9 protein-coding genes, 1 tRNA gene and 1 other RNA gene are annotated in these 12028 nt (G+C 72.1%); 1 reads left to right on the top strand and 10 read right to left on the bottom strand.

From position 1 onward, the window contains the following. Both FM076_RS17995 and ffs read right to left on the bottom strand, forming a co-directional pair. A partial coding sequence (locus FM076_RS17995; protein WP_173871974.1) for a DNA polymerase III subunit gamma and tau occupies positions 1 to 1345 on the bottom strand: 1345 nt, incomplete at its 3' end. 54 nt (positions 1346 to 1399) lie between these two features. After that, positions 1400 to 1494: signal recognition particle sRNA small type (gene ffs, locus FM076_RS17990), an RNA gene on the bottom strand. 133 nt (positions 1495 to 1627) lie between these two features. Here ffs and FM076_RS17985 point away from each other — a divergent pair. Beyond that, a tRNA-Ser gene (locus FM076_RS17985) sits at positions 1628 to 1712 on the top strand. Between the two features lie 613 nt (positions 1713 to 2325). Here the strand turns inward: FM076_RS17985 and FM076_RS17980 are convergent. The 8 genes from FM076_RS17980 to FM076_RS17945 form a co-directional block, all read right to left on the bottom strand. Further along, on the bottom strand, positions 2326 to 3015 hold the full coding sequence (locus FM076_RS17980) for a hypothetical protein (protein ID WP_173871971.1): 690 nt from the start codon (positions 3013 to 3015) through the stop codon (positions 2326 to 2328). A gap of 36 nt (positions 3016 to 3051) precedes the next feature. Then, complete coding sequence (locus FM076_RS17975; protein ID WP_173871970.1) at positions 3052 to 4314, bottom strand: aminotransferase class I/II-fold pyridoxal phosphate-dependent enzyme; 1263 nt, start codon at positions 4312 to 4314, stop codon at positions 3052 to 3054. A gap of 56 nt (positions 4315 to 4370) precedes the next feature. Further along, positions 4371 to 4811: an NAD(P)-binding protein gene (locus FM076_RS17970; protein ID WP_173871968.1), complete on the bottom strand. Its 441-nt coding sequence runs from the start codon at positions 4809 to 4811 to the stop codon at positions 4371 to 4373. Between the two features lie 85 nt (positions 4812 to 4896). Beyond that, positions 4897 to 8016, bottom strand: coding sequence for an amino acid adenylation domain-containing protein (locus FM076_RS17965; protein WP_173871966.1), 3120 nt, complete (start codon positions 8014 to 8016; stop codon positions 4897 to 4899). Between the two features lie 84 nt (positions 8017 to 8100). Next, on the bottom strand, positions 8101 to 9105 hold the full coding sequence (locus FM076_RS17960) for a zinc-dependent alcohol dehydrogenase family protein (protein ID WP_173871964.1): 1005 nt from the start codon (positions 9103 to 9105) through the stop codon (positions 8101 to 8103). Further along, positions 9093 to 9908: a HisA/HisF-related TIM barrel protein gene (locus tag FM076_RS17955; protein WP_173871962.1), complete on the bottom strand. Its 816-nt coding sequence runs from the start codon at positions 9906 to 9908 to the stop codon at positions 9093 to 9095. Before FM076_RS17955 ends, FM076_RS17960 begins: the two co-directional genes overlap by 13 nt. Beyond that, the gene (locus tag FM076_RS17950; RefSeq protein WP_173871960.1) at positions 9905 to 11182 is read right to left on the bottom strand and encodes an FAD-dependent oxidoreductase; all 1278 of its coding nucleotides are present in this window, start codon (positions 11180 to 11182) and stop codon (positions 9905 to 9907) included. The genes FM076_RS17955 and FM076_RS17950 overlap by 4 nt, the downstream gene beginning before the upstream one ends. Positions 11183 to 11199: 17 nt before the next feature. Continuing rightward, positions 11200 to 11901 carry a hypothetical protein gene (locus FM076_RS17945; RefSeq protein WP_173871958.1) on the bottom strand — a complete coding sequence of 234 codons (702 nt, stop codon included), beginning with the start codon at positions 11899 to 11901 and terminating at the stop codon, positions 11200 to 11202. Positions 11902 to 12028 lie beyond the last annotated feature (127 nt).

Raw genomic sequence — 12028 nt, 5'->3', positions numbered from 1 at the left:
CCCCGGCGCCCGACCCGGACGCGGCGCCCGACCCGGACGCGGACCCGGCCGGAGGCATCACCCCGGCTCCGGGAGTGCCCGGCGCACCCGGCCCGCCCGGCACCCCGGCATGGGTGCCTGGGCCGGTGCCGGTACCAGCTCCGGTGCCGGCACCCGCGGGGCCGCCCCCGGTGAAGCCGCCCAGGGCGGCGCCCCGTTCCAGGCGGTCGAGGCGGGCCTGTACGGACCGCTCGTCCCCGTACGTGGCGGGCAGCAGCACCCGCGCGCAGATCAGCTCCAGTTGCAGCCGGGGGGCGGTGGCGCCGCGCATCTCCGTCAGCCCCGTGTTGACGATGTCGGCGGCGCGGCTCAGTTCGGCGGCGCCGAAGACCGACGCCTGGGCCCGCATCCGTTCGACGACATCGCCCGGCGCGTCGATCAGCGACTTCTCGACCGCGTCCGGCACGGCGGCCAGGATCACCAGGTCCCGCAGCCGCTCCAGCAGGTCGGTGACGAACCGGCGGGGGTCGTGACCGCCCTCGATGACGCGGTCGATCACCTCGAACACGCGCGCCCCGTCGCCCGCGGCGAAGGCGTCCACGATGTCGTCGAGCAGCGCGCTGTCCGTGTAGCCGAGCAGCGCGGTGGCCATGGCGTATGTCACACCGTCGTCGCCCGCGCCGGCGAGGAGCTGGTCCATGACGGACATCGAGTCCCGCACGGAGCCGGCCCCGGCCCGGACGGCCAGCGGCAGCACGGCCTCGTCCACGGGGATCCGCTCGCGCTCGCACACCTCGGCCAGATAGTCACGCAGCGTTCCCGGCGGGACGAGCCGGAAGGGGTAGTGGTGCGTCCGCGAGCGGATCGTGCCGATGACCTTCTCGGGCTCGGTCGTGGCGAAGATGAACTTCAGATGCTCGGGAGGCTCCTCGACGACCTTCAGCAGCGCGTTGAACCCCGCGGGGGTCACCATGTGCGCCTCGTCGACGATGTAGATCTTGTACCGGCTCGAAGCGGGGCCGAAGAACGCCTTCTCGCGCAGCTCACGGGCGTCGTCCACACCTCCGTGCGAGGCGGCGTCGATCTCGATGACGTCGATCGACCCGGGCCCGTTCCGCGCCAGGTCACGGCACGACTGGCACGCACCGCAGGGCGTGGGCGTCGGCCCCTGCTCGCAGTTGAGGCACCGGGCCAGGATGCGCGCGCTGGTCGTCTTCCCGCAGCCGCGCGGGCCGCTGAAGAGATACGCGTGGTTGACCCGGTTGTTGCGCAGCGCCTGCTGCAGCGGGTCGGTCACATGCTGTTGCCCGATGACCTCCGCGAAGGTCTCGGGGCGGTAGCGGCGGTACAGGGCGAGGGACGACACACCCCCGACGATATAGGCGACCACCGACAAGTGGCGCCAGGTGGCTCCTCGCACACAAACGCCCCTCACGCACCCGCCAGAGCCGACCTACCCTTGCTGCCTTCCGGCCCTGGGGGAGTTCAGTCAGATAGCGCCACGTGAGGGGCTGGTCGCCAGCGTACCCGATTCCCCCCGCCCCCGACGACCTCCCCCTCCCCGCCCCACCCGCCTCGGAAGACCCCCCGGGCGAGCCCCCCGGAGGGCGTTCGCGAGCACCCCTCGGCGTCTTGTATTGTTCTCGGCGGAGGATTCGCCTAGTGGCCTAGGGCGCACGCTTGGAAAGCGTGTTGGGGGCAACCCCTCACGAGTTCGAATCTCGTATCCTCCGCCCAGCCTCACCGGGCTGAACACAGGGCCCCACCGTTCCGACGGTGGGGCCCTGTGTCGTTCGTGGCGTTGCCCTGACGGAGCCGGTCCGAGGTGGCCGGCGTCACTGCCGGTCGTGCATCGGCGAGGGCGTTGTGCCGTCGCGCCGCCGCGCGACGACGCCGGAGACGATGACGCGGTCCTGGAGGAGGGCCACCGACTGGTCCACGGACACGTCGCGTAGGGCTTCCAGCGGAGCCGGGGCGCCCTGGAGGAAACGGGCGTCCAGGTTCTCCTCAGGTCGAGGCGCCGGCTTCCGGCCCCGGCCGGGGAGACCGGGCGGGGAGAGGCGGGACCGCCGTAGACGCGCCACTGGACGTGCGTCAGGCTGCCGAGGACCTTCGACCAGTCCTCGGGGCTGTCGGCATGGGCGTCCTCCGCCTTGTCAGCCAGGGGCGGTTGAGGGATGTGCACAGGACGCGGTGGGGGCGGTAGGGGTGCGAGTGGTCCGCATGGGCGCTGCGCTCCTGGCTTCCGCTGGGCGCGGCGGGGCACGGCTGTTCCCGTTCGACAGCGCGGGGCGGCGGATCGTCCGGCCTCCCCGGCCCGACGGGTGCGGGCGGCTCGGCGGGCTCTCAACCCTGCTGCATGTGCAGCGGCGTCGTCCCGCCTGCCGCCGTACGCCAGGCTTCGCCGATGGCCTCTTCCACGCGGCGGGCGTGGAGTACGGCTTCACGGGGGTCGTCGCCCCGGTCAAGGCCGTCTTGTACGACCGTCACAGCGAGGTCGAGCAGTTGCTCGTCGCCGGGGTCGTCGAAGTACGCGAAGAACTCTTCCGGCACCCGTGCGTTCCTCTTGCGGAGCTGTTCGACCAGGGCGCGGCAGCCGGGGTAGTAGACCGCCATGTCGGTGTGTGCCGCGAGGCCGAAGGCTGTCTGGTTGCCCGCCTGCGCCGCGTGGGAGAGGGCGGCGTTGAACGGGAACGCCCCGTGCGCGGCGGGGTGGTGACAGCTGAACGGGTCGCGCATGCCGAGCGCGTCGGCGACACGGCCGAGCTTGGGTCCGGCCTCGTGCACGACACGTCCCATGGTCAGGCACAGGTCGGCCACCGGAGGCCGGGGGAAGCGGCTGAGCACGGTGCCGTATGCCGACAGCTCCGCCGCGTGCGCGCGCGCCTCGACGGCGACCAGGCGCCGAAGGCGCTCGGTCTCCTGCTCCGCGTCGGCCGGTACGGTCAGCAGCGGATTGTCGACGGGTTCGGACACGCGCAGGCGTTCCACTTCCGCCACGAGTTGCTCGGCCATGGCACTTCCAGTTGCGGACACGGGGTTTCTCCTCTCAGCGGACACGGGTTTCTCCTCTCACTGGGACAGCCGTGCCGCCTTCCGGAGCGGGGCCGGAAGGGGGTCTTCGCGGTGAGGTGCGGCCGGCGGCGCGCGGTCGGGGGCGCGCTCCTCCGCGAGGAACGCGCCGATGCGGTCGATCCCTTCGGCGAGCTCCGCGGGGCCGGCCAGCGTGGTCAGACGGACATGCCCGTCGTCCCGGCCGCTGAACACGGAGCCAGGGGTGACCAGCACGTGGGCGTGCCTCAGGAGGGCCCGCGCGAAGTCCGGCGTGGCCCGCCGACGTGCCAGCGGCAGGCGGGGGTAGGCGTAGAAAGCCGCTTCGGGCCGGACGCAGGACGCCCCCTCGATTCTCCGCAGGGCCTCATGAGCGGTGTCCCGGCGCGCCGTCAGGGCGCCACCGGGCTCTGTGGCGCGCCGTGTTCCGGCCAGAACCGGGGCCGAGAGGGCCTTGGGCACCGCGCTCTGCGCCGGGGCGTTGGGGCACAGGCGCAGCGCCGCCAGCCGGCGCACCGCACTCAGGTACGCGTCCTTCACCGCGTGCGGGCCGCTGGCCAGCATCCAGCCGGCGCGGTAGCCCGGCATCCGGCAGAACTTCGACAGCCCTGAGAAGGTCAGGCACAAGAGGTCGGGTGCGAGTGCCGCGGTGGAGGTGAAGGGCAGGGAGTCGTAGCGGATCTCGTCGTAGATCTCGTCCGCCAGCAGGGCGAGCCCGCCGGCCCGGGCCACGGCGACGACCCGTTCCAGTACGTCGGCCGGCCACAGCGCTCCGGTCGGGTTGCCCGGGTTGACGACCACAAGGGCGCGCGTTCGCGGACCGACCCGGGCGGCCGTACCGGCCGGGTCCGGGCGCCAGCCGCGGTCCTCCCGGCAGGGGTAGGGGACGGCCACGGCTCCGGTGAGCGCGACGCAGTCACGCCACAGCGGATAGCTGGGTGAGGGGACGAGGACCTGATCGCCCGGATCGAGAAGGGCTTGGGTGGCCAGGGAGGCCAGTTCGGAGACGCCGTTGCCGAGGCAGACGTCCGACGGTGAGCTTCCCGCGAGGCCGCGCCGTTCCCGGTAGTGGTGCGCGACCGCTGCGCGCGCCTCGCTGGTGCCGGTCTCCGGGGTGTAGGCGCAGGCGTCCCGCAGATGCCTCTCGACCTCTTCCATGACGGTGGTGGGGGCGGTGAAGCCGTGCGCCGCCGGGTCGCCGAGGCTCAGGTCGATGACCTCCTGGCCGTCGTCCCGCATCCGGCGGGCAAGCTCGACCAGGGGCCCTCGCGTACCGTCGGGCATGCTCCTCACGGCGCGGGACGGCCGCAAGCTGTCCGCTGGTCGCCGGGAGGGGCACATCACACGGTCCTTTCCGGTGCGCAGTCGGAGGGGACGTTGTTCAAGGCGGCCGTCCTCGTGGTGTCCGCTGCGATGCGCCCGATCGCGTCGAGCGCGGACCGGACGGCGGATTCCTGGCTGTCCAGGCCGTGCAGGCAGCCGCCGGCGGGCTGGAGGCGGGCGTTGCCCAGCCGTTCGCCCAGTTCGTCCCTCGCCCGCACCGCGTCCATGGTGAGCAGGACCTGCCGGTAGCGCGCGCGGTGCGCCCGGAAGCCCGTCGGGGACAGGTGCTGGGCGCCTGAGTCCGCCCGCACCTCCTTCCGGCCCACGGTGACCGGGAGGGAACGCACATCGCCGCCCGCGCGGTTCCCGGCTTCGTGCACGGTGACGTCGTGTTCCCCGGCGAGCAGGCAGGCCGCGGTGAGCCCGGCCGTGCCCGACCCGACGACGGCTGTACGCATGGGTCCTCCTTGCGAGTACGGGCGGCGCGGGCGGCGCCGCCCCCGGTGGGTGTTCCTCCGCGCACCGAACCCGGTGCGCGCTCTCCTAGGCCGCTCGGGTCCCGGCCCGCGGCGGCGGCAGGTATCCCACGTCACGGAAGTGACGCAGGTACAGGTCGAGCAGCCGCGCGTCGACCGGAGGGCACACCAGGCCGCTGTCCGCCGCGGCCCGCTCCGCGTTCGTCCGGTCGAAGTCGGGAAAGGTGCCGGCGAAGTACATCTCCTTGACCGACATCCGCGCGCCGTGAGCCGGCTCGATGAACATGGGGATGTAGGGGGCCATCGGGTGCTCGGGGTTCTCCGCGGTGAGGCGGGCCACGGTCTCGACCCACTGTTCGTAGGAGACGGTGCGTACCTGGTAGCCGCCCGCGCGCAACCGGTCGACGAAGAGGTCGAGCCGGGCATCGCGGGGGTTGGTGAGGTGGTAGACCCTGCCGTCCGGCTCGTTGTGCGTGACGACGTGGGTGACCAGTGCGGCGGTGTAGTCCACGGGCACGAAGTCGAGGGGGAGCGGGATGTCCGGGGCGAGTCCCGTCTCGGCGATGGTGCGGAAGAGCGCGCACATCATGGTGTCCGTGTTCCACACCCCCCGGTCCCTCGTGCCGGTCACCTCGTAGGGCCGGTGGATGGAGACGGGCAGTCCCCGCCGGCCGGCCGAGGCCACCATGCTTTCGGCGACCCACTTGCTCTCCGGGTAGCCCAGCGAGATGCGGTCCGGATGGGCGAGCGGGGTGTCCTCGCGGACGTGCCGCGTACCGGCGACGCCGAACCCGGCGATCACGGCGATGGTCGACACGTAGTGGACGGGCTTGAGGCGCTGTTCGGCGGCCAAGCGGAGCACTGTGGCCGTGCCGCCGACGTTCGTGGACCGCAGCGCCTCGTAGGGATAGGCGAAGTTCACCTGCGACCCGGCATGGACGATGTGCTCGGTCTCCCCTGCGAGCGTGTCCCAGGTGGAGTCGTCCAGGCCCAGCCGGGGCCGGGACAGCTCCCCCGGAAGCGGTGCCAGACAGGACGCGCTCACGGACGGGTCGACGCCGTAGCGGTGCATACGTGCGGTGATCCGCTCACGTGCCTCCGCCTCGCCACCCGCCCGGGTGAGGCAGAACAGCTTGCGCACTCCGGCCTTGGCCAGCTGGTCGATCAAGTGGACCCCGAGGAAGCCGGTGCCCCCTGTCAGCAGCACGCATGCGGGGGGAGTCCGCCTGGGGGCCGGCGGGGCGGCGAAGCGCAGGTGCTCGTCGAGGGCGGCTTCGGCGGCGAAATCGGGGCGCGCGGCGTCGTAGCGGTGCTGGGCGCCGTCGTCGTCCAGCAGGTTCCTCACCCGCGCGGTGAACGCGGACAGGGTCGGGTTCGCCAGCAGGGCGGTCACCAGTTCCCGGCTGAGGTCCGGGCGGATGCGGAACCGCCGCCGGACAGCCGCGGCGGCCTGGGTGGCGAGCAGGGAGGTGCCGCCCAGGGCGAAGAAGTCGTCGTCCCTGCCCGGGGCGCCGGTGCCCAGCAGTTCGCCCCATATCCCGGCAACGGTGCGCTCGTCGTCGTTCTCCGGCGCGGCTCCCGTACCGCGCTCCGGGCCGCTCTCGCCCACCCATGACAGCAGCCGGTCCCGGTCGACCTTTCCGCTCGTCCTGAGGGGCAGTTCGTCGGCCACGACGACCCGCGCGGGCACCATGTAGGCGGGCAGGCGGTCGCGGGCGTGCCGGAGCACACGGTGTTCCAGCTCCTCGGAGTCGGCATCGGAAGCGCTGACGACCGCGGCTCCCAGGCGTTCCCCGGCTCCCTGCCCCACGACGTCCACAGCCGCTTCGGCGACCTCGGGGTGCGCGGACAGGACGGCCTCCGCTTCGTCGAGTTCCACACGGAACCCCCGGACCTTGACCTGCCGGTCGCGACGGCCGAGGAATTCCAGCACGCCGTCGTCGCGCTGCCGCACGACGTCCCCAGTGCGGTACAGGCGCCCGTCGGGGTCCGTGCCGAAACGGTCGGGCAGGAAGCGCTGCGCCGTCTTCTCCGGGTCGTTGAGGTAGCCGAGGGCCACGCCGTCGCCGCCCAGCCACAGTTCGCCTTGCTCGCCGGTGTCAGCGAGGTGCCCGTCGGACCGCACGACATAGGCGGTCGTGTTGTCCACCGGCCGCCCGATGGGGACGAGTTCGGCCTCCGGGGCCAGCTCCGTGATCCGGTGAGTGGTGGACAACACCGCGTTCTCGGACGGGCCGTACCCGTTGAGGAAGAAGCGCGGGCGGCCGTGTTCGAGTACCGCCCTGACCGCGGACGGGTTGAGCGCGTCCCCGCCTGCCATGAGGCAACGGAGCCTGGAGAACATGCCCGGTGCGGTTTCCGCGTGCTGGTGGAACAGCCCGGCACTCAGCCACAGAGTGGTGATGGACCGCTCTTCCAGGAGTCGGGCGAGCGCCTCACTGCTGAGCAGGTCGTCGCCGCGGGGAAGGACGAGGGCCGCGCCGTTGAGAAGGGTGCAGAAGATCTCGTAGCAGGACACGTCGAAGGTCGGGTGCGTCGTCGCCAGGAGCCGGTCGCCGGCCGACGGGATCGAGGGGTTGTCCGCCGTGACGAGGCGTACGAGACCCCGGTGCGTGCAGACGACTCCCTTGGGCGCACCCGTCGATCCGGAGGTGTAGACGAGGTAGGCCGCGTCCGTGGCCTCGCGGTTGCCGGTGTCCCGGGTGACCGTGCCGGCCGGAGCCGGCCGTGCCATGTCCGCGGGGGACAGCACTTCCGCCCGCGTGCGCAACGGGGCCGCGGTGTCCTCGGTGGTGATCAGACAGCGGGTGTGCGAGTCGTCGAGAACGCCGTTCAGCCGAGTTGCCGGGTGTTCCGGGTCGAGGGGCAGGTAGACGGCGCCCGCCTCCAGGATTCCCAGGGCCGCCACCACCAGGTCGGGCGAACGTTCGAGCAGGACCCCGACGGTGTCCCCGGGGTGCACGCCGCGCGCCCGCAGTCGCGCGGCAGCCCGGCGCACGCGCTCCAGCAGCTCCCGGTAGGTCCACCGACCGTCCGGCCATACGAGGGCGGGCGCATCGGCATGCCGCTCGGCGCAGTCGGCGAACAGCTCCGAAAGCAGCGCGTCACGGGGGTAATCGGTGCGGGTGTCGTTCCACCGGGCGACGTTGTCGGGAACGTGGGCTTTCCGCTGTTCCTGCGTGGTCATTCCGGTGCTCCTTTCAGCTGTCGAATGCGGGAGAGGCGGCCGCGGTGCCGCCGGGGCTGCCACACCGTGGGATCGACCGGTCGGTCAGCTGCGCAGCAGCACCTTCTCGGTCCGCCCTGGCCGCGCCACGTCCGCGAGCGCCGCCGCGTAGGCGGACAAGTCGTGGCTGGAGCCGACCTCCATGCCGGGCATGCCGCCGCAGACGTCTCGACGCACCTGGTCGGTCAGTCGCCCGGCTTCCGTGTCGTCGAGTCGCTCCAGACTGGTGGGCAGCCAGAAGCCCTCGACGCTCACGTCGCGGAAGACGAGGTCTGCCGGCGGAATGTGCAGCGGCCGCCCGGACAGCAGTCCGTACAGGAGCAGGCGTCCCCCTGGGCGGAGAGACCTCACGAGGGCTCCGCCCTCCGGCCCGCCCACGGCGTCCAGTACGGCGTCGGCTCCACCCTCCGGCAGGGCCGCTCCGAGGTCGTCCGCCAGGGAGCGTCCGGGACGGAGCAGGACGGGCTCGGCGCCGAGGGCGCGCACCAGCGGGAGCTGCGACTCCCGCCGGACCACGCAGACGCAGCGGATACCGCCGCGCCGGGCGAGCCAGCCGATCATGCGGCTGACCGCGGACGCGCCCGCTGTGAGCACCACGGTGTCCGCCGGGCCGACACCCGCAGCGCGCAGGAGCAAGTGGGCGGTGAAGGGGTTGACCGTCATCTGGGCCGCCACATCGAGAGGCACCCCCGCGGGGACCGCGACGACGGAGTCGGCCGGTGCACACACGTACTCCTGCCACGTGCCGAGAGCGGACACCGCGACTCTCGTCCCCGTCCGGGGCCCCGTCACGCCCGCACCGACCGCGTCGATGACACCGGCGCCCTCGAAGCCGGCCGGTGAGGCGTGCTGTCCCGCACAGCCCGGCAGCGGCGAGAAGCGGGCAGGGCGTCCGTACTCTCCCCGGACGTACAACAGGTCGGAGGGATTGACGGGACGCGCGACGAGCTTGACGCGCACCTGCCCCGGTGCGGGCGCGGGGCGGGGAAGCTCGACGAGCCGCAGCCGCTCCCCTGGATCGCCGTACTGCCCGAACACTAGGGCGCGCATGGCGCCTCCCGGTCGAAGGACCAGCGGGCGAGCAGGTCGTCGCACAGGTGCGCCATCGACGTCTTCCCGGAGTGCACCATCTTGTTGACCAGCACATAGGCGGCGTCCCCGGACGCCAGGGCCTCGCTGAGGTGTTCAGCCGACCCCGCGCCGCCGGAAGCGATGGTGGGCAGCCCCGACGCCTCGGCCACGGCGTGGGTGAGGCGGATGTCGTAACCGCTGCTCGTCCCCTCCCTGTCGAGGCTGTTGGCGATCACGGCCGCGACCCCGAGTTCCCCGAACGTGGCCGCCGCCGAGGACGCCCGCACGCCGGTGCGCCTGGAGCCGCCATGAGTGCACACCACCCATCCGCCCTCGCCGTCGGCGGCGCAGTTGAGGACTCCGAGGAGCCGCCGGCCTCCCAGTCGCCGGGCGGCCTCGCGCACAAGGTCGGGGTCCTCGATCACGCTGGTACTCACCGACAGCGCGTCCGCACCGGCCCGGAGCAGAGAGCGGGCGGCGGACACCGACGGCAGCGTCCCGTGCTGGACGGAGACGATCACCGAGGCGCCGGTGGCGGCCAGGCCGCTCAGGAGGGGTGCGAGGTACCCGCACGCGTCCCAGTCGTCCAGTACGTCGAGGAAGAGCTTGTCCGCGCCCTCCCGCACATAGCGTTCGGCGACGGAGAGGACATCACCGGGGTCGGACAGGCCCGGTACGCCCGAGGGCTCGCTCGTCCTTCCCTCCGCGACGTCGATGCACGGGACGATCAGGCCGGCCAGTTGGGCGCGGCGGTCGGCGAAGGGGGAGGTGCGGGTGGTCATCGGGTGGCTTCCTTCCTTGTCTCGCGGAGTCGGCGCAGGCGCGGACTGTCCGGGGCCAGCTGTTCGGCCACGGCCACGGCGGACGCCAGCGCCGATTCCTGGGAGTCGTCATGGGTGGCACAGTGGCCGGCGAAGAAGAGGTGGCCCTCCCCCTGCGCGGCGGCCAGCCGGTCGACAGCCCGGTGCGCCGCCGGGGTGGGCAAACGGGTGCGGAACCGTGAGGTCATCAGCGGCAGGCGCGGCATGCTCCGGCGCCGCGTGAGCTGGCTGACGAAGAGGTCAGGACCGAGTGCGGGGCCGAGCCAGGTGGTCGTCTCCGCCCATGGCGCGTGCAGCGCCACGTTGGAGACCGACCACGCCCGCCGGTCGGCAGGCATGCCGAAAGGGTCGGTGTGCAGCCCGTACAGCAGGTCCCGGTAGGGGACGCGTGCCAATGCCGCATGGACGCGCTCGGCCCCGGGAAGAGCGCCGACTGCGTGCTTCGCGGATTCAGCGGGCAAGGCCAGCGCCACGGCGTCGACCGGGTGCACGGTTTCGTCGGATCCGACCAGCCCGGGACCGCGATCGAGCGGGACCAGCCGGCGCAAGGCCACGCCCAACCGGATGGAGGCTGTCCGCAGGTCTCCCGCCAGCGCCTGGGAGAGGCCACCGGCTCCGCCCGCGACCAGTGAGGTGTACGCGGGCCGTCCGTCTTCTGGTCCCAACTCGGACAGCAGGGGGCCCACGGAACGGGCCGAGAGGGAAAGGGCTTCATCGAGTGTGCACCCGTGGACGGAGGCGGGCAGCGCGCACACGGCCTGAGCCGCGGGTGTTCCGCTCAGGCCCCGCTCGGCCAGCAGCGCCCCCAGCGTGCGGTTCCACCCGCTGTTTTGGGCTTCCAGCAGCGCGCACTGCTCGACGAGCCGCTCCAGGACGTCCCGCGCGGGCAGGACCTGGGGGCCGTACCGTGCCGCGCCACCGTGCTTCCCGGCGAAGGACCAGACGGAAGTTCCCCGCGGGTCCCGGAAAACAGTGCGGGAGGCCGGTACGGGCGATCGCTCGGGCAGGAAACCGGTCAGGCGAGAAATCCGGTGCCAGAGCGAGCGGCGGTCGTCCGGCACCTCCCGTACCCCCAGATCGACGCAGAACGCGCGCCCGCCGTGCTGGAGGCTCCGCGTATCGGTATTCCCTCCCAGCCGGTCACGCTTCTCAAGAAGCACGACGTCGTGATCGGTCTCCAGGAGCCATGCCAGCGCGAGCCCCGCGACTCCTCCGCCGGCGATTCCCAGGCGCATTCCGACCGGACTCCTCGTCATCCGGCCGAAACGCCGTCGCGCTGACGGTCCGGAGCGCTTCCTTGGGCTGCCGCCCGCCACAGATCGTCGACGCCGTCCGGGACCAGGCCGGCCATGACGACGGCATCGCGCGGCTCGTCTCCCCCCTCCAGTCCCTCCTGGACGACTTCCGCGGCCATCTTTAGAAGTTCCTCGGAGTCGCCGGAGGCGTAGTAGTCGAGGAAGGACTGTGGCACGCGCCGACCGGACGCCCGTAACTCCTCGACCAGTTTCCGGCAGTGCGGGAAGTACAGCCGCATATCGGTGTGAAGAGCCAGCGCGGTGGCGGCCTGGCTGCCCTGCAGAGCGATCCAGGAGATGATTCCGGGGAAGCTGAACGCCTGTGCTGTCCGAGGCCGCAGACGCATGTCTCCGGCACTCATGCCCAAGTCCTCGGCGCAGGCGCGGAGTTTGGGGCGGGCCGCGTTGACGAGTGTGCTCATGCGGAGATAGAAATCAGTGGCCAGCGGGCCCGAGAACCGCGCATTCATCACCGCGTAAGCGGTGATCTCGGCTTGATGGCACTGGGCTTCCGCGGCAACCAGGCGTCGTAACTGGTCAGTGGACGCGCGCCCCTCCCTTACGGACATGAGCAGCGCGTTGTCGTGCCGGCCGGAAAGGTAACGGTCATGCACGTCGGCGATCAGCGAGTCGGCCGGTCGGGGCCTTCGGTCCGGCATCGGAATTCCTCCTTGCCGAGGGTTCGTTGCCCGGATGTTTCTTGTTGTCGCGGGTGACCGGACGGGGGACGACGACACCTTTGACCACCAGGTACCTTCGATACGGCAGCACGGTCCGAAAGTACCG

The sequence above is a fragment of the Streptomyces albus subsp. chlorinus genome (genome assembly GCF_013302895.1).
Taxonomy (GTDB): domain Bacteria; phylum Actinomycetota; class Actinomycetes; order Streptomycetales; family Streptomycetaceae; genus Streptomyces; species Streptomyces chlorinus.
The sequence above is the reverse complement of the archived record's forward strand: the minus strand, read 5'-3'. Positions and strand labels throughout refer to the sequence as shown.